The organism is Polaromonas aquatica, from assembly GCF_042659145.1.
Taxonomy (GTDB): domain Bacteria; phylum Pseudomonadota; class Gammaproteobacteria; order Burkholderiales; family Burkholderiaceae_C; genus Polaromonas; species Polaromonas aquatica.
Genome location: NZ_JBHSRS010000084.1, coordinates 1,118,477 through 1,139,219 on the forward strand (window position 1 = coordinate 1,118,477; position 20,743 = coordinate 1,139,219).

19 protein-coding genes are annotated in these 20,743 nt (G+C 56.8%); 12 read left to right on the plus strand and 7 right to left on the minus strand.

Annotation, left to right across the window (positions count from 1 at the left end):
• Nucleotides 1-9: 9 nt before the first annotated feature.
• The 3 genes from argJ to ACFQND_RS26590 form a co-directional block, all read right to left on the minus strand.
• Nucleotides 10-1,251: a bifunctional glutamate N-acetyltransferase/amino-acid acetyltransferase ArgJ gene (gene argJ, locus ACFQND_RS26580; protein ID WP_371434916.1), complete on the minus strand. Its 1,242-nt coding sequence runs from the start codon at nucleotides 1,249-1,251 to the stop codon at nucleotides 10-12.
• Nucleotides 1,252-1,290: 39 nt separating this feature from the next.
• Nucleotides 1,291-4,068, minus strand: coding sequence for a preprotein translocase subunit SecA (secA, locus tag ACFQND_RS26585; RefSeq protein ID WP_371434915.1), 2,778 nt, complete (start codon nucleotides 4,066-4,068; stop codon nucleotides 1,291-1,293).
• Between the two features lie 134 nt (nucleotides 4,069-4,202).
• Nucleotides 4,203-5,186, minus strand: coding sequence for a M23 family metallopeptidase (locus ACFQND_RS26590; RefSeq protein WP_377415136.1), 984 nt, complete (start codon nucleotides 5,184-5,186; stop codon nucleotides 4,203-4,205).
• On the opposite strand from ACFQND_RS26590, the gene ACFQND_RS26595 reads away from it, so the two are divergent.
• The 3 genes from ACFQND_RS26595 to ACFQND_RS26605 all read left to right on the plus strand — a co-directional run bounded on the left by ACFQND_RS26595 (nucleotide 5,181) and on the right by ACFQND_RS26605 (nucleotide 9,647).
• The gene (locus ACFQND_RS26595; protein ID WP_377415139.1) at nucleotides 5,181-5,570 is read left to right on the plus strand and encodes a hypothetical protein; all 390 of its coding nucleotides are present in this window, start codon (nucleotides 5,181-5,183) and stop codon (nucleotides 5,568-5,570) included. The two genes, ACFQND_RS26590 and ACFQND_RS26595, sit on opposite strands and share 6 nt — an antisense overlap.
• A 480-nt stretch (nucleotides 5,571-6,050) precedes the next feature.
• Nucleotides 6,051-8,738 carry an excinuclease ABC subunit A gene (locus ACFQND_RS26600; RefSeq protein WP_449301359.1) on the plus strand — a complete coding sequence of 896 codons (2,688 nt, stop codon included), beginning with the start codon at nucleotides 6,051-6,053 and terminating at the stop codon, nucleotides 8,736-8,738.
• Between the two features lie 120 nt (nucleotides 8,739-8,858).
• Nucleotides 8,859-9,647, plus strand: a complete 789-nt coding sequence (locus ACFQND_RS26605) for an SDR family NAD(P)-dependent oxidoreductase (RefSeq protein ID WP_371435049.1) — start codon at nucleotides 8,859-8,861, stop codon at nucleotides 9,645-9,647.
• 14 nt (nucleotides 9,648-9,661) lie between these two features.
• Here the strand turns inward: ACFQND_RS26605 and ACFQND_RS26610 are convergent, their stop codons facing one another.
• From ACFQND_RS26610 to ACFQND_RS26620, 3 genes are read right to left on the minus strand one after another with little or no spacing between them, the layout of a single operon-like run.
• Nucleotides 9,662-10,219, minus strand: coding sequence for a cysteine hydrolase family protein (locus ACFQND_RS26610; protein WP_371434912.1), 558 nt, complete (start codon nucleotides 10,217-10,219; stop codon nucleotides 9,662-9,664).
• Between the two features lie 32 nt (nucleotides 10,220-10,251).
• The gene (locus tag ACFQND_RS26615) at nucleotides 10,252-10,512 is read right to left on the minus strand and encodes a hypothetical protein (RefSeq protein ID WP_371434911.1); all 261 of its coding nucleotides are present in this window, start codon (nucleotides 10,510-10,512) and stop codon (nucleotides 10,252-10,254) included.
• Nucleotides 10,513-10,526: 14 nt separating this feature from the next.
• Entirely contained in the window at nucleotides 10,527-11,690 is a 1,164-nt protein-coding gene (locus tag ACFQND_RS26620; protein WP_371434910.1) for a zinc-dependent alcohol dehydrogenase, read from the minus strand.
• Between the two features lie 184 nt (nucleotides 11,691-11,874).
• Here ACFQND_RS26620 and ACFQND_RS26625 point away from each other — a divergent pair, with 184 nt between their 5' ends.
• Nucleotides 11,875-12,090: a hypothetical protein gene (locus ACFQND_RS26625; protein ID WP_371434909.1), complete on the plus strand. Its 216-nt coding sequence runs from the start codon at nucleotides 11,875-11,877 to the stop codon at nucleotides 12,088-12,090.
• 48 nt (nucleotides 12,091-12,138) lie between these two features.
• Here ACFQND_RS26625 and ACFQND_RS26630 read toward each other — a convergent pair whose 3' ends face one another.
• Nucleotides 12,139-12,708 carry a DUF1003 domain-containing protein gene (locus ACFQND_RS26630; RefSeq protein WP_371434908.1) on the minus strand — a complete coding sequence of 190 codons (570 nt, stop codon included), beginning with the start codon at nucleotides 12,706-12,708 and terminating at the stop codon, nucleotides 12,139-12,141.
• Between the two features lie 199 nt (nucleotides 12,709-12,907).
• Here ACFQND_RS26630 and ACFQND_RS26635 point away from each other — a divergent pair, with 199 nt between their 5' ends.
• From ACFQND_RS26635 to ACFQND_RS26670, 8 genes are all read left to right on the plus strand, one after another.
• Nucleotides 12,908-15,322: a catalase gene (locus ACFQND_RS26635; RefSeq protein WP_371434907.1), complete on the plus strand. Its 2,415-nt coding sequence runs from the start codon at nucleotides 12,908-12,910 to the stop codon at nucleotides 15,320-15,322.
• 70 nt (nucleotides 15,323-15,392) lie between these two features.
• On the plus strand, nucleotides 15,393-16,079 hold the full coding sequence (locus ACFQND_RS26640) for a glycosyltransferase (protein ID WP_371435048.1): 687 nt from the start codon (nucleotides 15,393-15,395) through the stop codon (nucleotides 16,077-16,079).
• Nucleotides 16,076-17,095, plus strand: coding sequence for an acyl-CoA dehydrogenase (locus tag ACFQND_RS26645; protein WP_371434906.1), 1,020 nt, complete (start codon nucleotides 16,076-16,078; stop codon nucleotides 17,093-17,095). The genes ACFQND_RS26640 and ACFQND_RS26645 overlap by 4 nt, the downstream gene beginning before the upstream one ends.
• Nucleotides 17,083-17,841 (plus strand): PIG-L deacetylase family protein, encoded by a 759-nt coding sequence (locus ACFQND_RS26650; protein WP_371434905.1) that lies wholly within the window; start codon nucleotides 17,083-17,085, stop codon nucleotides 17,839-17,841. Before ACFQND_RS26645 ends, ACFQND_RS26650 begins: the two co-directional genes overlap by 13 nt.
• 2 nt (nucleotides 17,842-17,843) lie before the next feature.
• A complete protein-coding gene (locus ACFQND_RS26655; RefSeq protein WP_371434904.1) occupies nucleotides 17,844-18,461 on the plus strand; it encodes an SAM-dependent methyltransferase in 618 nt (205 codons plus the stop codon).
• Nucleotides 18,462-18,517: 56 nt separating this feature from the next.
• A complete protein-coding gene (locus ACFQND_RS26660) occupies nucleotides 18,518-19,078 on the plus strand; it encodes an ATP-dependent Clp protease proteolytic subunit (protein ID WP_371434903.1) in 561 nt (186 codons plus the stop codon).
• Between the two features lie 11 nt (nucleotides 19,079-19,089).
• Nucleotides 19,090-19,578: a DUF421 domain-containing protein gene (locus tag ACFQND_RS26665; RefSeq protein ID WP_371434902.1), complete on the plus strand. Its 489-nt coding sequence runs from the start codon at nucleotides 19,090-19,092 to the stop codon at nucleotides 19,576-19,578.
• Between the two features lie 88 nt (nucleotides 19,579-19,666).
• A complete protein-coding gene (locus tag ACFQND_RS26670; protein ID WP_371434901.1) occupies nucleotides 19,667-20,653 on the plus strand; it encodes a hypothetical protein in 987 nt (328 codons plus the stop codon).
• The last annotated feature ends 90 nt before the right edge of the window (nucleotides 20,654-20,743 follow it).

A 20,743-nucleotide genomic window follows, 5' to 3' on the forward strand; every position in this document is an offset into this window, starting at 1 on the left:
TTGTACTTTTCAGCTTCTGTAGTCGGCGTTGATTTTGACGTAGTCGTAGGAGAGGTCGCAGGTCCAGACCGTATCCGAAGCCTCGCCACGGCCCAGCACCACACGCACGGTGATCTCGCTTTGTTTCATCACGCGCTGGCCATCGGCCTCGACGTAATCCACATGCCGGCCACCGTTTTTGGCGACCAGCACATCGTCAAGGTACAAATCTATCTTTGTCTGGTCCAGGTCATCAATCCCGGCGTAACCCACGGCGGCCAGGATGCGGCCCAGGTTGGGGTCACTGGCAAAAAATGCCGTCTTCACCAGCGGCGAATGCGCGATGGCGTACGCCACCTTGCGGCATTCGACCCCGGTTTTGCCGCCTTCAACCTGGATGGTGATGAACTTGGTGGCACCTTCGCCGTCGCGCACGATGGCTTGTGCGAGCTTGCGTGCAATCTCCAGCATGGCTGCGCGCAGAGCTTTTCCGTCCGCACTGTCCAATGAGGTGACAGGTGCATGTTTGGCCTGGTTGCTGGCCACGACCACAAAGGAGTCGTTCGTAGAGGTATCGCCGTCCACCGTGACACGGTTGAACGAGCCCTCTGCCAGCTCCCTGGCGAGTTGCGACATGAGGGCCGGTGCCACACAGGCATCGGTCGCCATAAAGCCCAGCATGGTCGCCATATTGGGGCGGATCATGCCTGCGCCCTTGCTGATGCCGGTGATGGTGACAGGCACACCGCCCAGCGTGATGCGGCTTGAAAACGCCTTGGCCACGGTGTCCGTGGTCATGATGGCTTCAGCGGCGTTGGCCCAGTTGTTTTCCTTTGCATCCGCCAGCGCAGCGGGCAAGCCTGCGGCAATGCGGTCATGCGGCAGGGGCTCCATGATCACGCCGGTCGAGAACGGCAGGATTTGTTCCGGCGAAAGGTTCAGCTCACGGGCCAGTGCGATGCAGCTGGACTTCGCGCGGCTCAGGCCGTCCTCACCTGTGCCGGCATTGGCATTGCCGGTGTTGATCAGCATGGCGCGAATGCCCAGGCTCTGGCCGGCATTTTTGGCCAGGTGCTCGCGGCAGATTTGCACTGGCGCCGCACAAAACCTGTTTTGCGTGAAGACCGCCCCTACCGAGGCGCCCTCATCCAGCAACAGGACGGCCAGGTCCTTGCGATTGGCCTTGCGTATGCCCGCCTCGGTGATGCCCCAGCGGACGCCGGGAACAGGATAAAGGTCTGCGGCAGGCGTGGCGACGAGATTGACAGGCATCCCAGGGCTCCAGAAACAAAAAGCGAAAAATTGAAGGTGTCAGTTCAGCTTGCCGTGGCAGAGCTTGAATTTTTTGCCCGAGCCGCAAGGGCAAGGGTCGTTGCGCCCCACGCGCGGCATGCCGCCACCCGCCGCCGATTGCGCGCGACGCTGCGACTCTTCATCCACGATGGTTTCAACCTCACCCGATTCAGTCGGGGCGGTATAGGTCACATTGGCAATGTTCTCTGCCCGGTTTTCCATTTCCTCGGCGGCTTGCTCAAGCTGCTCGCCGGACTGGATCTTGACCGTCATCAACACCTTGGTGACTTCGTTTTTCACGCTGTCCAGCAACTGGCCAAACAGCTCAAACGCTTCACGCTTGTATTCCTGCTTGGGCTGCTTCTGCGCGTAGCCGCGCAGGTGAATGCCCTGGCGCAGGTAATCCAGCGAGCTCAGGTGTTCACGCCAGTGCGTGTCTATGCTTTGCAGCAGCACGATACGCTCGAACTGGATGAAGTTTTCCTCGCCGATTCTCTGGACCTTGTCGGCAAAGGCCGCGTTTGCCGCACTGATCACTTTTTCAAGAATATCCTCGTCGGTGATGGCTGTTGCGCTTTCCAGCTCCTTGGCCAGGGGCAGGTCAATCTGCCATTCGTCGCGCAACGCCTTTTCAAGGCCGGCAATATCCCATTGTTCCTCGACACTTTCGGCCGGCACGTATTGCCGCGTCAGGTCGGTGAAACAGCCTTCGCGCAGGGATTCAATCTGGCCCTGCAGGCTGCTGGCGTCCATGATGTCGTTGCGCTGCTGGTAGATCACCTTGCGCTGGTCATTGGCCACGTCATCGTATTCAAGCAGCTGTTTGCGAATATCGAAGTTGCGGGCCTCCACCTTGCGCTGGGCGGACTCGATGCTGCGCGTGACGATGCCGGCTTCGATGGCCTCGCCATCGGGCATCTTGAGGCGCTCCATGATGGCCTTGACGCGGTCGCCCGCAAAAATGCGCATCAGCGGGTCGTCCAGGCTCAGGTAAAACCGCGAGGAGCCAGGATCACCCTGGCGGCCCGAACGGCCGCGCAACTGGTTGTCGATGCGGCGTGACTCGTGGCGCTCCGTGGCAATGATGCGCAAGCCGCCAAGCGCCTTGACCTGCTCATGCTCCTTTGACCACTGCTCGCGCAGGCGGGCGATTTCGGCTTCCTTCGCGCCGGCATCCAGGCTCTCGTCCGCTTCCACGGCTTCAATCAGTTTTTCAACGTTGCCGCCCAGCACGATGTCGGTGCCGCGGCCCGCCATGTTGGTGGCAATGGTGATCATCTTCGGGCGGCCCGCCTGCGCGATGATGTCGGCCTCACGGGCGTGCTGCTTGGCGTTGAGCACCTGGTGCGGGAGCTTTTCGTTTTCGAGTAGCTGCGCAATGATTTCGGAATTCTCGATCGATGAGGTACCGACCAGCACGGGCTGGCCGCGCTCATAACATTCACGAATGTCCTTGATGGCGGCTTCGTATTTTTCGCGGGTGGTCTTGTAGACACGGTCCAGCTGGTCGTCGCGCTTGCTGACGCGGTTGGGCGGGATGACGGTGGTTTCCAGTCCGTAGATTTCCTGGAATTCGTAGGCTTCGGTGTCCGCCGTACCGGTCATGCCCGACAACTTGCCATAGAGGCGGAAGTAATTCTGGAAAGTGATCGATGCCAGGGTCTGGTTTTCGGCCTGGATCTGCACGCCTTCCTTGGCTTCCACGGCCTGGTGCAGGCCGTCGCTCCAGCGGCGACCCGTCATCAGGCGGCCGGTGAACTCGTCGACGATGACAATCTCGGCACCCTGCTCGCCCTGCTGCACCACATAGTGCTGGTCGCGGTGATAAAGATGGTTGGCACGCAGCGCCGCATACAGGTGATGCACCAGCGAGATATTCGCCGGGTCGTACAGCGTTGCGCTTTCGGGAATCAGGCCCAGGTTGAACAGGATGCGCTCGGCGTTTTCGTGGCCCTGCTCGGTCAGGAAAACCTGGTGCGTTTTTTCATCCAGGGTGAAGTCACCCGGCTTGGTAACGCCTTCACCGGTGCGCGGGTCGGCTTCGCCTTCCTGGCGTGTCAGCATGGGCACGACCTTGTTCATGGCAAGGTACATCTCGGTGTGGTCTTCCGCCTGGCCGCTGATGATCAGCGGTGTGCGGGCTTCGTCGATCAGGATGGAGTCCACCTCGTCGACGATGGCGTAATTCAGGCCGCGCTGCACACGGTCTGCAATTTCGTAGACCATGTTGTCGCGCAGGTAGTCAAACCCATACTCGTTGTTGGTGCCGTAGGTGATATCGGCGTTGTAGGCCGCCTGCTTTTCCTCGCGCGGCATGTTCGGCAGGTTGATGCCGACCGTCAGGCCCAGGAAGTTGTAGAGCTTGCCCATCCAGCGCGCATCGCGATTGGCCAGGTAATCATTGACCGTCACCACATGCACGCCCTTGCCAGTCAGCGCATTGAGGTAAACCGGCAACGTGGCGGTCAGCGTCTTGCCTTCACCGGTACGCATTTCGGAAATCTTGCCGTTGTGCAGCGACATGCCGCCCAGCATCTGCACATCGAAGTGGCGCATCTTCATGATGCGTTTGCTGCCTTCGCGGACTACCGCAAAAGCTTCGGGAAGGATGGCGTCAAGCGTCTCGCCTGCGGCAACACGACCTTTGAACTCCTCGGTTTTGGCGCGCAACTGCCCGTCGTCCAGCTTTTCGTACTGCGTCTCCAGCGCATTGATGCGCTCCACGGTTTTGCGGTAACTTTTAAGCAGACGGTCGTTGCGGCTGCCGAAGATTTTGGTCAGGATGTTGGAGGCCATAAATGCGAGGCCGCCTTGCAGCCCCCATGAGCTGGCAACGCGGCCAAAATCCCTTATTGAATGGACTTAGGTATGGGCGCTTCAGTCAAGTTCAACTGTGCGCCAAACCTCTGATTTTACCTCTGCCATGCCGCCTATTTTGGGCGGGGCAGTTGCGCGGCTTGCGCAGGCTGATTTGGCGTGGCCGCGGAAGCCAGTTGCCCGGAAGGCATTTTCTGGCCTGCCATGAGGAATTTTTGCGGATCTTGGAACACGCCCTGCACCAGTACTTCAAAGTGCAGGTGAGGCCCGGTTGATCGCCCGGTGGTGCCGACTTCCGCGATTTTCTGGCCGCGCTTGATCAGGTCGCCTTTTTTGACCAGCACCCTGGAAGCATGGGCGTAGCGCGTGATCAGGTCGTTGCCATGGTCAATTTCAACCATGTTTCCGTAAGCAGGGTGGTACTCCTGCGTCACCACGATGCCTCCTGCAGCAGCGAGGATGGATGTCCCCGGCTCCGAAGGGAAGTCCAGGCCGGTATGCAACGCAGACCGCCCATTGAGGGGATCGATACGCCAGCCGAAGGAAGAGCCAAGAACGCCGCCCGCCACAGGTGGCTGCGTGGGCACCATCAGCTTCTTGATTTTCTGGTCAAACAGGCGCGACTCCATGACGGTCATGAGGTCCACACGCTGGTCGGTCAACCTGTCGAGGTCGGCCAGCGTCGCCTGCAATTCATCCATGGTCAACGAGCGGCTTCCAACCAGCGCACCACCGCTGCCCATGGTGGATCTGATTTCACCGGGATTGACGCCGGCCAGGCCCGAAACACGTTCACCCAGTGCTTCAAGCTGCATCATCTTGGCCTGCATTTCACCGAGGCGTTTGGCCATCACGTCGAGGTTTTCGCGCATGAAGCGGTCGCGCTGCTCAAATTCGTCCTTGACCACGAGCTTGACCAGCGAACCGATCACCGGCCAGCCTTCGCGCGCACCCTTGAGGAATACCCAATGGTACAAACCAGCCGCCACGACCATCAGCGCAAAGGCCGCCAGGAAGCCGGCCAGGACCAGCTTGGTGCCGCTCAAATAAATAGCCCGACTTTTGGCCAGCCACGCATCCGTGATAATCAAATGCACTTGTCGTCCTTTTTAAAAGCCCGCGCCCCTGGCACACCACTGTCCTTCGTGAACCAGAACTTCCATCCGGCCAAAGCCACATCGTCGGCACGAGCCATAACAGCCCATCAGGCCGTCGAAAATTCGCCGACCCTGGCCCGGCTTGCAGAACTGGTCAGGGAGTCCAGCGCCCGGCTCGAAGCCATTGAGTCACTGATCCCCGAAACCCTTCGTCCTGCTGTGAAAGCCGGCCCTATCGATGGCGAGACCTGGTGCCTGCTGGTCAATGGAAATGCGGCTGCAGCCAAACTCCGCCAGCTGACCCCGCTTATCCAGTCCCGCCTTCTGGGCAAAGGTTGGAAGGTTACATCAATTCGGCTCAAGATACTAATAGCCAAAAAGTAGTAACCCAAAGCCGGAGCGATAGCCCGGCAACGCAGCAAAAAAAGAAAGAGTTGTGGGGGCGTTCGAGTCGCCTGCATCGTCGCCAGACCGGTGCTGCGAAAGCGCAGGCCTGGCGATGCTTTTGAATAAATGGTGCGATTATCTGACTCACACTCTATTGGTGAAATACCAATAACAAACCAAAAATACCGTCATAAGTACCGTCAACTCCAAAGGTTTGCAAAAGTCCTCTATATATAAGTACTCCTGATCATCTACCGAGATCGCTCTATATACAGGCACACCTGAGCGGCTAGCGAGAGCCTCTATATATAAGGGACCGCATTAAGTCGAATGTTCATGGGAATGACTGGGGCACCGATCAGCTATTTTCATTAGTCATCTAAGTATTTGCAGCAATTCTTCGTTAAATATTGAATTCCTACAGGTTCTTCGGTTTCCTCCCACTCATAGCGTTTTGTTTGTTGCCTAACGTTAGGTGTGACAAACAAAAAGCCCTCCTTAGTAGAACTGGCGACAACAATCAACCAAGAGGCAGAACCGGCATCGGACGCCTACGTCCGCGTACGCGGCGCCCGCGAGCACAACCTCAAGAACATCGATGTCGACATCCCGCGCAACGCACTGGTGGTATTCACCGGCGTGTCGGGCTCGGGTAAGTCATCGTTGGCCTTCGGCACCCTCTATGCCGAAGCGCAGCGCCGCTACCTCGAATCCGTATCGCCCTATGCCCGCCGCCTGATCGACCAGGTCGGCGTGCCGGAAGTCGACAGCATCGAAGGATTACCGCCTGCCGTGGCGCTTCAGCAGCAACGCGGCTCGCCGGGCGCGCGCTCATCGGTGGGCAGTGTAACCACGCTGTCAAGTCTGCTACGCATGCTGTATTCGCGGGCCGGCGCCTACCCGCCGCGGCAGGCCATGCTTTATGCGGAAGACTTCTCTCCCAACACGCCGCAGGGTGCATGCCCCGAATGCCACGGTCTGGGCCGGGTGTATGAAGTGACCGAGCAAACCATGGTGCCCGACAGCAACCTGAGCATCCGGGACCGGGCCATCGCCGCATGGCCGCCTGCCTGGCACGGCCAGAACCTGCGCGATATCCTGGTCACGCTGGGGTACGACGTCGACAAACCCTGGAAAGACCTGCCGCAAAAAGACCGCGACTGGATTCTTTTCACCGACGAGACGCCGACCGTCCCGGTGTATGCCGGCTTCACGCCAAAAGAAACCCGCGCCGCCCTCCGCAGCAAGATGGAGCCGAGCTACCAGGGCACCTTCACCAGCGCTCGCAACTACGTGCTGCATACCTTTGCCACCAGCTCCAGTGCGCTCATGAAAAAACGCGTGTCACGCTACATGAGGGGCGGCACCTGCCCGCTGTGCGAAGGCAAGAAGCTCAAGCGCGAAGCGCTGTCGGTTACCTTTGCAGGACTTGACATTGCAGAGCTGTCGAAACTCCCGCTCGACCAGCTAGCCGCCCTGTTGGAGCCGGTAGCCGACGGCAAGCTGCAATTGCTCAACGAAGCGGCGCCGTCACTCAGCCGGCAGGCATCGCGCAAGGCCAATGAGGCGCGCATCGCCGCCGGTGGCGCCAGCCACTCGGCATCGCCCGATGTGCGCAGGACCTCCAACCTCAGCGCGGAGAAAGTCCTCGCCGCCCAGCGCCTCAGCCAAGACATGCTGGGCCGGCTGGCCACACTCAGCAACCTCGGCCTGGGTTACCTCACGCTCGACCGCAGCACCCCCACGCTGTCGCCCGGTGAACTGCAGCGCCTTCGTCTGGCGACGCAGCTGGGCTCGCATCTTTTCGGCGTGATCTATGTGCTCGACGAGCCCACCGCCGGCCTGCACCCGTCGGATGGCGAGGCGCTATTCGATGCCCTCTACCGGTTGAAGGCCACAGGCAACACCCTGTTTGTGGTCGAGCATGACGTCGCCATGATACGGCGGGCCGACTGGCTGGTCGATGTCGGGCCGGCGGCCGGGGAACTCGGCGGCGAGATTCTCTACAGCGGACCACCGCAGGGACTGGTCAGCATTGAGGCGTCCCAAACACGCAAATATTTGTTTGGCAACAGCCAGCGCCTTCCATTGAAAGAGCGCACGCCCACGGGCTGGCTGAAACTGGAAGGCATCACCAGAAACAATCTGCAGCAGCTCGATGCGTCGATTCCCCTGGGTTGTTTCACGGCGGTCACAGGGGTCTCGGGCTCGGGGAAATCCAGCCTGATCAGCCAGGCGCTGCTTGACCTTGTGTCCGCGCATCTGGGAACCGACCTGAACGCGGATAACGAAGATGAAGGCCAGTCGCTCAACACGCTGCTCGAAGCAGAACCCGAGGCAACCACTGCTGGCCGTTTAGCGGGCGGCGTGTCACAAATCAAACGGCTGGTGCAGGTGGACCAGCGCCCCATAGGCCGCACACCGCGCTCCAACCTTGCAACCTATACCGGCCTGTTTGACAACGTCAGGAAACTGTTCGCCGCCACGCCTTTGGCGAAGCGACGCAAGTACGAGGCCGGCCGGTTTTCTTTCAATCTGCCGAAAGGCCGTTGTGCGACCTGCGAAGGTGAAGGGTCTGTGTCCGTAGAGTTGCTCTTCATGCCCAGCGTCTACGCGCCCTGCCCCGACTGCAAGGGAACGCGCTACAACGCCCAGACCCTGGAGGTCACCTGGCAGGACAAAAACATCGCCGCGATCCTGGCCATGACAGTGAGCGAAGCCTGCCGGCAGTTTGCGGGTGAGCCGGCAGTCCTCCGGCCACTCACGGTCCTGCGCGACATCGGCCTCGGCTACCTGCGGCTGGGCCAGCCGGCGACGGAGCTGTCAGGCGGTGAAGCGCAACGCATCAAGCTGGCAACCGAACTGCAGCGCGCGCCCCGCGGACATACGCTGTATGTGCTGGATGAACCCACCACCGGCCTTCACCCGGCCGACGTCGACCGACTGCTGCTGCAACTTAACGGCCTGATCGAGGCTGGCAACACGGTGGTGGTAGTGGAACACGAGATGCGTGTGGTGGCGCAAAGCGACTGGGTCATCGACATGGGCCCTGGCGCGGGCAGCGAAGGTGGCAGGATTGTCGCGTCCGGCCGCCCCGCCAAAGTGGCCGCGTCACGCGACAGCCGGACGGCCCCTTTTATCAACCAGGTACTGGCGATAACCTAAGGCCGGGCACTTGTAGAGATGCTACAGACGTAATGAGGTTATGTCTGACAGACTGCACCAGTGGGCGCCACAAAATCAAATACATCTTTCATTTACGCTTTTGGAGTACCTGTCAATGCAATCAGCCAGTTCTCGCCTCTAGCTATCGTGACCGGCGCATCGTCGGGGATTGGATACAACCTTGCCAAGTGTGCCGCAGAAGAAGGTTATGACCTGATCGTTGCAGCCGATCAGCCGCTAGATGCTGCAGTTACCGATTTTGAAGCTTTAGGGGCAAGCCTAGCCGTCGTTCAAGCAGACCTTGCCAGCCGCGAAGGAGTGGACAAGGTGTGCGCTGCGGTCGACGGGAGAAAAGTCGCGGCATTGATGGCCAATGCAGGACACGGACTGGGAAGATCCTTTCTGGAACAAGACTTCATTGAGATTCAGCACGTCATCAACACGAATATCACCGGAACAATCTACCTGCTTCAGCAAATCGGGAAGGTAATGGTGGCAGCGGGTAGCGGAAAGATTCTTGTGACCGGATCCATTGCTGGTTTCCAGCCTGGCGCTTTTCAGGCGGTCTACAACGGTACCAAAGCATTTGTGGATTCTTTCACAGCCGCCCTGCGTAACGAGATCAAGGATTCTGGCGTGACTGTTACGTGTTTGATGCCTGGAGTGACTGATACGGAATTTTTTGCACGCGCAGACATGCTGGATACCAAGGTAGGCACGGATGAGAACAAGATGGATCCAGCTGAAGTTGCCAAAATAGGCTTTAAGGCGATGCAAGACGGCGAAGCGGACGTGGTGGCCGGCTTCAAAAACAAGATGATGGTCGCTATGTCAAAGGTCATGCCTTCACAGGTAACTGCTGAACAGCACCGCAAACTTGCTGAACCCGGAACGGGAAAATCTGCTTAGAACCTGCATGCCGATTAGCCATGTGAGAGCGGCTTAATGGAGCATTTCAATATACGCTGCATGTGCTCCAGAGATTGCTTTTTGTGTTGCGCAGATTCAGCTGCGGTGCAATCACTTGGTACCTTGATTTGATATCCACGAAGGAAGCCGTCCATCGCAGTGAGTTGAATGCAGCTGTCAGTGGCAAAGCCGGCCAAAATAATTGTCTTGACTCCCATCTGATCGAGCATCAGATCCAAGGGCGTTCCGAGAAAAGCTGAGTGCCTGGGCTTTAATATTGTCAGATCACCGCGCTGCGGTGGCAGCAACGTGACGAGCTTCGCAGCCGGTCCGGGTGATTTTTTACAGCTGCGGATCAAATCCTTGAAATCAGACTGCCACACACCGTAGTTGTCGTTGGCATAAATCGTCGGAATACCTTGACGGCGTAATTGGGCCTTTAGTTTTCGGATGCACTTCGCAGCTTCAATGGCCGGGGACGCCAAGTCTTCCGCTCCAGGAAAATTGAGTGGGTTGATGACATCCACCAGCAGCAGCACCTCTTTGGCCTTCGGAAGCTGCTTCTTGTCCATGCGTAGGCGCCGAATTTTTGCGCTGCAGTGGCTTACTTGCGACCAAGATTAGAAGAGACGGGCTCAGTATTTTTGCTGCTGCTCATGGACTGCCTCATATCCAAGGGAGCCGAGTCATCGCTCTTGGCGGCAACAGAATCTTTTTTGGTTTCAGACATTTTCTCTTTAGGAGCTGGAGCTGATTTGCCTCCTTGGCCCGGCGTAAAAGTGCCAGCGGCCCCAACATTGTCGACCCCTCCATCAGTGGTGGGCCTGGTACCGTCGCCGGATCCGATCATATTTGCAGCTGTCATCGTTTGCTCCTGAGTTATGGCGTGAGAACGACCTTGCGGCAGTCCTCTTGCTTTTTTTCAAAGATTTCGTAGCCGCGTGCAGCTTCATCCAGCTTCATGCGGTGGGTAATGATGACTTCTGGCTTCATCTTCCCCTTGCCAATATGTTCCAGCAATTCGGGCATATACCGCTGGGCATGAGTTTGTCCCATTTTGAAAATCAACCCTTTCTCGAATGCATCCCCGAAAAGAAAGCCATGGATGAATCCGGCATACACGCCCGGAACACTGACCACTCCGCCGCGCCTGGTGGCAGCAATGCACTGACGCAACGCCTTGCCACTGGAACCTTCCATCTTCATTGCGGTCAGCGCAGTCTCTAGAGCACTCCCTTTGGCCTCAAACCCGACAGCGTCGATAGTTGCATCAACGCCATGGAATTCCGTGCCTTTCAAAATGGTCTCAGCAGGGTCCTCATCCTTGTCAAAATTGATGGGTATGACGCCGTAGGTTTCTTGTGCAAACCTCAGTCGGTAGTCGTTATGGTCCACCATAAATATCTTTTCGGCACCCAGAAACTTGGCTGAAAGCGCCGCCATGAGGCCTACTGGGCCAGCGCCAAAAATGGCAACAGATGAGCCGGGGCCCAACTGGGCGTTGACCGCTGCTTGATATCCTGTCGGCAGGATATCGGAGAGAAAAAGCACCTGATCGTCGGTCAAGACGTCGGGGATCTTCAGAGGTCCAACATTGGCTTTCGGAACACGCACATACTCCGCCTGCCCTCCTGAGTAGCCGCCATAGAGGTGGCTGTAGCCGAAAAGGCCCGCACCAGGCGTCGCGGACTTCTTGTTCAAAATGGCGCCGCGGCCGGGATTGGTGGTTTCGCACCCCGCAAATAATGTTTTGCTGCAGTAAAAGCATTCCCCACAAGCAATGACGAAAGGAATAACGACGCGATCCCCCTGCTTCAGATCTGTCACGCCGGGCCCGACATCTGTCACCACTCCCATGAATTCATGACCCAAAATATCGCCATGCTTCATCTCGGGGATCTTGCCTCGATAAATGTGAAGATCCGATCCGCAAATGGCGGTCGCGGTGACTTTCACAATAATGTCGTCGTCCGCCATCAGTATGGGATCTGGCACAGTTTCTACACGAACATCCTTGGCGCCTTGGTAGGTGAGAGCTTTCATGTGTCTCCTTAATGAAGCTACACAGCCTATAAATTTAAGCGCTTCCAAAAAGTCAGAGATTTGATGCTTGATGCGTAGGACTGCTCTTTCTGAGGGCGAAAAAGTTTCAATTTGTATATTTGCTTGCCTTGCCCTTTAAGGATAGGCATAACTCATCTAAAACTGGTCCCAAAGGAGGTAGCTCATGCCGCTTGAGCTTCTAAAAACAATTGCCGACAAGCCGTTGCCACTCAAAGTCACTGACCCGGGTGACGTTGACAAGCTGCGCGTGCTCAGAGCTGCTGGCTATGTGACCGTCTTGCTTCCTGCGGCATCGGGAGACCAACAGTCCGCGAACGTGCTTCTTATCACCGACAAAGGTAGGCAAGCACTGGACTCAAACCAGCACGAAGCAGCTTAGAGGACGCCGCACTCCGTGGCGATGCCTAAACTTTTTGCTTCAGTCAGTTCAAATTTTGGCCCGATGCTGATGCTCCGCGGCGATGATCTGCTGAAGGACTGCTGCCGGATCGGTATTGTCGGAAAATCCCATAACCTCCTCGCGCTCAGTCGCAGGGATATCCATCTTCGCCGCCATTTTTGCCAGTAGCCGCAATACAGCCGTGGTTTCCCTTTCAGTGAGCAGATTCATTTGCAGATCCAGATGATGCCGCCGCTCACTTTCCACAGCGGAAAAATTTTGGCTGATCAGGATGAGCACGGAGAGAAATATCGCCTCCAATGAGACCATAAGCATCAAGAATTGAAACGGATATGGATCGAAGGGTTTGAACGCTACGTTGAACCCAATCCAGCAGGCGAACCATACGAACTGAATCCATAAAAAAGTCAGGCTCCCGCAGAACGCTGCAAGCTTTTGTACCCCACGGTAAAACGCGGATTTACGTTTGCGCCGTTCATCCTCATGGCAAAGAATGGCTTCGATATTCTTTTCCGTGAAACTTCCTATAACGCGATTCACCTTTCCTGCAAAAGGATGATTGTCGGAAGTCTCACCGTCAGCAATGGTTTTATTCATGACCTTCCCATCAAGGAGTTTGATAAAAGCCTGATTAGGACCAGACGTTTTGACTTCTCACAATGTCCTATGACGTATTTAAGTGAAAGTTGACTTGTTCCGCTTTCCGCCTAGGGAATCGTCCTACAAACGAACTTTTGGCACCACTCTAGATTCGCGAATGGCAATTCCGCCGTACCAAATCTAGAACATTCCCACCATGCCAAAACCTAGCGCTCAGAACAAGGAAGACTCTAAAGCGAAAGCTGCTGCCCGAAACACCGATAGCGCTCCTTCCAAAGCGCCGGCACCCTCGGCCATAGATCCCGCGGTACAAAAGGCGGCGCACACTGGCGACTTAGCAGCAGGGATGCCCTTTAACTCAAACAAGTCCATCGAGCATGGTTTTCAGAACGGCCTAAACCCCCAGCCAGGTGCTACCGTGCCCGCTACATCAAGGCTACCAACGGGCAGCACCTTGTCTGAAGAAAACGGCACGCAGAAGACCGGTAGTCTCGCTCCCGAAGGCGTGAACTCGTCCATTGAACCGCTGGATCGCGTACGCGTCGATTCGTCTGGCCAAGTGCTCACGACAAATCAGGGCGTCGCCATTGCCGATAACCAGAACTCCCTCAAATACGGCACGCGGGGCCCGGTGCTGCTTGAAGACTTCATCTTGCGCGAAAAGCTGACCCACTTTGACCACGAGCGTATACCCGAGCGCATCGTTCACGCCCGGGGCTCGGGCGCCCACGGCTATTTCGAGTGTTATGAGCCGCTGAGCCAATACACCAAGGCAGCGCCATTCAAAGAGGCGGGCAAGATCACACCCGTCTTCGTGCGTTTTTCAACGGTGCAAGGCGAGCGCGGTTCCAAAGACACCGCGCGCGACGTGCGCGGCTTTGCCGTCAAGTTCTACACCGATGAAGGCAACTGGGACTTGGTCGGCAACAACATTCCAGTGTTCTTCATCCAGGATGCCATCAAATTCCCCGACCTCGTGCACGCCGTCAAACCGGAGCCGCACCACCAGATGCCCCAAGCCGCCAGCGCGCATGACACATTCTGGGATTTCGTCTCGCTGATGCCAGAGTCCACCCACATGCTCATGTGGGTCATGTCAGACCGCGCCATCCCTCGCAGCTACGCCACCATGCAAGGCTTCGGCGTACACACTTTCAGGCTGGTCAATGAAAACAATGAGTCAGTCTTCGTCAAGTTCCATTGGACACCAAAGGACGGCCTCAACTCACTGGTGTGGGATGAAGCCGTAAAGATTTCCGGCGCCGATCCCGACTACCACCGCCGCGACCTGTGGGAGCGGATCGAGGCCGGCGCCTTTCCTGAATGGGAACTGGGCATGCAGATTTTCACTGAAGAAGAAGCCGACAAGTTCAGCTTCGACATCCTCGACGCCACCAAACTGATTCCTGAAGAGCTGGTCCCCGTACGTCCAGTCGGCCGTATGGTGCTCAATCGCAACCCCGACAATTTCTTTGCGGAAACCGAGCAGGTCGCATTCTGTACGGCTCACGTCGTGCCGGGCATCGACTTTTCAAACGACCCACTGCTGGCCGGTCGCATCCATTCATATGTCGATACGCAAATTACCCGGCTGGGCGGTCCTAACTTCCACGAAATTCCCATCAACGCGCCCGTCGCCCAAGTACACAACAATCAGCGAGACGGCATGCACCGACAAGCCATCAACCGCGGCCGGGTGGCTTATGAGCCCAATTCACTCGCTGGCGGCTGCCCTTTTCAGGCCGGGGCTGGCCAAGGCTTTGTGACTTTCCCTGAACGTCTCAAAGCTAAAGAAGAACAGGGCAAGGTGCGCGGTAAACCCGAAAAGTTTGCTGACCATTACACCCAGGCCACCCTCTTCTACAACAGCCAAACCGAACCTGAAAAAGCCCACATCGCCGCCGCCTTCCGCTTCGAGCTAAGCAAGCTGACAGTGCCAGCCATCCGTGAACGCATGATCTCGTCGTTACGCAATGCGTCTGAAGAACTGGCCACCAAGGTGGCGCGTGACCTCGGTATGAAGGAGCTTCCTGATCGCATGCCGCGTGCCATCGACCGCGTGGCTAAGGCGGAGGTCACCCACGCACCGTCTTTGTCGCTTTTCGCCAAGCCGGGTTCCACAGGCATCCGCGCCCGCAAGATCGCAATTTTGATAGCTGACGGCTCCATCGGTGCCACCGCTACCCAAGTGCATGAAGCACTAGTAGCTGAAGGTGCCGTGCCGCGTTTTGTGGCACCCCGTATCGGTGCCGTGAATACAGCAGACGGTACGGCCATCGACGCAGATGCTTCGCTCGAAAACGAGCCTGGCTTTCTTTTTGACGCCTTGGTACTTGCCGATGGCGAAAAAGGCGTAGCCGCTCTCAAGGCAGACGGCCACACCATGGAATTCGTCAAAGACCAATATCGACATTGCAAGACCATCATGGCCATCGGTGAGGCCCAAGCTCTATTTGATATGGCTGATGTCAGCCCGTCGCTTCCGTCGGGTGATCCCGACCCAGGCATCGTTGTTGGGGCTGGAAAGCTCGACAGTGCTATTCAGGCATTCGTTAAGGCGCTCCAGGATCATAGACATCCAATCCGTGAAACTGACCCGCCGCTCGTCTGATGAGTTTTGCGGGCGGAGACGCGCGCGAGTTACAAATGGCGTCGTTCCAACAAGAATGAGGAAAGAAATCGTGATTGGCATCATCGTTCCGGCCCATAACGAAGAAGAAACGATTGCAGGCTGTGTCACATCCCTATTGACCGCATCACAAGCCCCCGCCCTTGCGGGCGAAGCTGTCGAAATCATTGTGGTGCTCGATGCCTGTCGCGACAGGACAGGGTCCGTGGCACGAGCGCTGGGCGTGAGAACCATTGAAGTACGCGCGAACAATGTTGGGCTGGCGCGGCAAGCAGGCGCAGCTTCCGCGCTCGCTCGGGGCGCGCGGTGGCTTGCGTTTACCGATGCCGACAGCGTGGTAGGACCTCAATGGCTGACATCTCAACTCGCACTGGGCGCAGACGCTGTGTGCGGCACCGTGTCAGTTGAAGACTGGGGCACTTACGGCGAGCGCATGCGTCGCCACTTCCGCCTTACTTACAAAGATACGAACGGTCATGCACACGTACATGGTGCCAACATGGGGGTCAGCGCCCAAGCCTACGTCGCAGCTGGCGGCTTTATCGGACTCCAAACCGGTGAAGATGTGGCGTTGGTTGAAGCTCTAAAAACGTGCGGGGCGCGGGTCGAATGGTCTAGCGCACCGAGAGTAATAACGAGTGTCCGAAAAAACTTCAAGGCCCCAGGCGGATTCGGAGCGTATTTGCAAAAAGTAGAACAGCTTCGCCAATGGGTCGGAGTGGACGTGGCGGCGGCATGAGCGCGGCAGTTGCTGAACGGATCACTGACTTGTTCAATGGCGATATGCCGGACGATGCCAACTGGCTGGAGTTGCTTTTAAAAAACAGGCTCGATCAGCTCCCCTACCCCGGCAGAGGGGGAACGCTGGAACGCTGGAAAGCACTCGCGGCGGTAGCCGAGTTCGACCTGTCTCTCACAAAACTATACGAAGGTCACACCGACGCACTGGCGATCATCGATGAACTTGCCCCAGGCAGTGCTGCGACATCTTCCGGAGCATGGTGCGTCTGGGCTGCAGAGTCGCCAAAAGGTCGTGCATTGATTCACGGCAATGGATCAGATGTCGAGCTGAGTGGCTCAAAGCACTGGTGCTCCGGTGCGATAACTGGCGACCACGCTCTTTTGACCGCTTGGGCCAAAGACGAAGATCTGCCTCATCTCATCAGCATCGACCTTGACCAGCCGGGTATTGCCATCGATTCGGACAAATGGAAAGCGGTGGGAATGGCTAGCAGCATGAGCGTCAATGTCGCCTTCGATGGCGCAAAGGGTAGCCGACTGGGTAAGGCCGGGCAATATCTGAGCCGCCCCGGTTTTTGGCAAGGCGGCGCAGGCATAGCAGCTTGCTGGTATGGAGGCGCAGTAGGAATTGCTACAGCGCTCCGAAAAGGGCTTCTGGAGAGTTCGGGCGATGACCAGCAGGGATACAAGCTCGCATCCCTTGGCAAGATCGACCTGGCGCTAGAAGAGACGGGGGCGATACTTCGCCACGCAGCGCGATGGATTGATGACCATCCGTTTTTTGATGCCAGTCAAGTCGCATTGACAGCTCGCCTCTCCGCTGAAAAATGTGCAAAGTCTGTGATTGATGAGGTGGGTAAGGCCATGGGTGCCACACCATTTTGTCTGAACGAGAAATTCGCGAAGGCTGCCGCGGATTTGCCAGTGTTCATCCGCCAAAGCCATGCGGAAAAAGATTTTGCAGCTTTGGGGGAGCGTTCACTCACAAGGGAAGCTCCGGCATGGTCGCTGTAAATGACAGGGCAATCCGGGACGCAGGAACGCCGGAAACTAGCTGGCAACCCTGGCTCAACTATCAGAAAATCCCATTGATCACCCTGGATGCGCTTTGCCCTCCCGCTTCAAGGCTGGTAGTTATCGCCCCCCATCCCGACGATGAAGTACTGTCCTGTGGCGGTCTTCTAGCAATGTACTCAGGGCACCGTTCACCGCTCGTTGTTGCTGTGACAGACGGTGAGGCAAGTCATGGAATAACGGATGTGCAAGCGGGTGCACGACTAGGCGCGCGGAGGGCCGAAGAAAGCTATGCTGGGCTGCGAGAACTGGATGTCATGCCCTCGTCCGTCGTTCGCCTTGGCCTACCCGATGGGAACATCCAGAGGCTAATACCTGTCCTCGAAAAACGACTTCACGCCCTACTTCGTCCCCGAGATGTGGTGATCTCAACCTGGCATTTGGATGGTCACCCTGATCACGAAGCGGTAGGCGAAGCCGCCTCAAAAGCAGCTGCAAGCAAAGGATGCCGAATGCTTCAAGCGCCGGTGTGGATGTGGCATTGGGCTAATCCAGGCGATAACCGCATTCCCTGGCAGAAGCTGATTGCTTTTCGCCTTCCATTTTTTGCATCATTAGCTAAACGACAAGCTCTGACGCGCCATAGAAGCCAGCTGGAGACAACTGCGCTGAGGGCCAACCCTATTCTTATTCCATCTATCGTCGACCGCGCTGCGCGCGAACATGAATATTTTTTTATCAATTGAATATGTCCCTCGATCCGACGTCTCAACCAGACCGCCCAGAATATTTTGATGCCATGTTCGCCAAGAGCGACGACCCCTGGAAGTTTCAGTCGCGTTGGTACGAACGTCGCAAACGCGCACTTACCCTTGCTTGCTTGCCATCCGACAGGTATTCGTATGGGTTCGAGCCAGGGTGTGCAAACGGTGAACTGTCTGCCCGGCTTGGGACCCGATGCGAAAAGCTACTCGTTAGTGATGGCGTTGACAGGGCAGTTGCCCTGACTCGGGAACGACTTAAGGATCAGAAGAATGTGGAGGTCCGAAAGGCATGGCTGCCCAAGGATTGGCCTCGCGACAAATTCGATCTGATCGTGTTGAGCGAATTCCTTTTCTACCTTAAGGCGGACGCGGTTGAAGAAATCGCATGGAAGGCACAGGAGACGCTCACACCAGGGGGAGTCATTCTTGCTTGTCATTGGCGGCATCCGATCGAGCACTGCGTGATTACGGGCGATGACGCTCACAAAGCTCTAGAAAAATTTATACAGCTGCCTAATCAATGCCATGTCGTAGAGCCGGATCTGCGCATAGACGTATGGTGCGCCGGCCCGACCGTTGCAGCGCGCGAAGGTCTGACTTGAAAACTGTACAGCCGATCCCATTGTCTTCGTCCGATTAACTCCACGACCCTCTTCGTATGTCCAGCAGTATCAAATTACCTTCGCTTTCTCCAGATATTCGACTCTTTGGCAATGTCGGCGAAACCATGCTTTCTGAGTTCTTCCGCCAGCAATCTGAAGTTCAACCTGGAAAGTCAATCGTTATGGAGTTGAGTACTTCCGGGGGCGACGCGGACGTTGGTCGTCGAATTGCGCAAGAGGTGCGCATGTGGAGGGACTGCGGGCTTGAGATATTTTTCCTTGGAAAAACGTATGTATTTTCAGCCGGTGTGACGATCATGTCCGCATTTCCCAAGACACACCGATTCCTAACGGCCGATTGCGAACTTCTGATTCACGAACGCAAGATGAAAAAACAACTGAACCTCGAAGGCGCGTTGCGAGGTTGTATGTCCACCGTCAATGACGTATTGGCTGAGATCGAATCGGGGCAGCGGCTTGAACACGAAGGGTTCGCGCAGCTTGCACAAGGCAGTACGCTGAGTGCTCAAGATATCCAAAAACATGTCTATACCAAAGACTGGTACCTGACGGCAAATGATGCTTTGCAACTGGGGCTGGTTGGCGGGGTGATCTGAAAGGTTAGGCTATGTTTGAGCTTCAAACATCCTGGTGGGAATTGCCATTAAGAGCGTCAATCATTTACGTCGCCTTACTGGTCATGGTACGACTCTCTGGAAGACGTACCGTCGGGCAGTTCACACCTTTCGATCTGCTGGTAGTGATGTTACTCAGCGAGTCGGTATCTTCGTCTTTGAATGGCGGTGAAGATTCCATCATCGGAGGTCTACTAGCTGCGGCCACCCTCATTACCCTTAATCTATTGATCGCGTTTTTGACTTCTAGAAGTGCGCGACTACAGCAACTTATTGAAGGCGAGTCTGTGTTGATCGGTCGTGACGGAAAAATTTTGTCAGGCGCGCTGAAGAAATATCGCATTCCGGTTAGTGATGTGGAAGAGGCCTTAAGGGAAGCTGACTGCGACCAAACGGATATGCGATTCGCCTTTTTAGAAGCTGATGGGCAAATCAGCATTCTGAAGGAATCCTCGGCAAATTTCTACCAAACGAAGCGCTGAATGCCTACACGTTCATGCACCAAATAGCGTCGAGCATGAAGTCACATTTGCATATTCTGTCAACACCTAACCTTTGGAGGAAATAACAATGTCAGATACCTATATTCCCACCGCAGGCTTGATTCAGGACGACGGACCTCTATACGGAACAAGGGCAGGCGCAGACGGGTCCTGCGTCAGCTGGGGTGCGATATTTGCCGGCGCGACGGCAGCCGCAGCCCTTTCACTGATTCTGCTGATACTGGGTGTCGGCCTTGGTCTGTCGTCCGTGTCGCCTTGGGCCCAAGCAGGTGTCAGTGCCGCGACCTTCGGCGCCGGCACCATTCTCTGGCTCAGCTTTACGCAACTCGCCGCCTCCGGCATTGGCGGGTACCTGGCGGGCCGCCTGCGCCGCAAGTGGGCCGGCGTGCATAACGACGAAGTCTACTTCCGCGACACGGCTCATGGCCTGCTGGCCTGGTCGATTGCCACCCTGGTTACCGCGGCTCTTCTGGCGGGCACCGTCACTGCCATCGTTGGGGGCAGTGCGAAGGCCGGCATTGCGGTTGCGGGTGGCGCAGCCTCGACCGCAGCAGTTGCTACCGTCGGCGGGGCTGCCGGCAATGATCCGATTCAGGGCTATGCAGTTGACTCACTGTTTCGTCGCGACACCGCGGCAGCAGCCGCAACTACGGCGATTCAGGGCACGGCTTCTTCAAGCACATCGGTCATGGCACCAGCCCCAATGCAAATGTGGAACCCTGATGCACGTCCTGCCACCGCTGAAGTCGTGCGCATTTTTGCCAATGCCCTAAACAACGATGCCGCGCTGCCGCCCGAAGATGTGCGCTACGTAGGCCAGCTGGTGGCGCCGCGTGCAGGCATCAGCCAGCAAGACGCGGAAAAACGCGTCACCGACACCTATACCCGGGTTCAGGCTAAAACAAAAGAAGTGGCGGACAAGGCCAAAACAGCTGCCGATGATGCTCGCAAGGCGTCTGCCTATGCATCGCTGTGGCTCTTCGTGTCGCTCCTCTTGGGCGCCTTTGTCGCCAGCCTGATGGCTACTTTCGGCGGCCGTCATCGCGACATTTGAATACCAACACTAGGAGACCATTCATGCGTTCACTTTTACTTCTTCTGCTCGGCGTGCCACTGCCCATCATTATCCTCATTGCATTGTTTA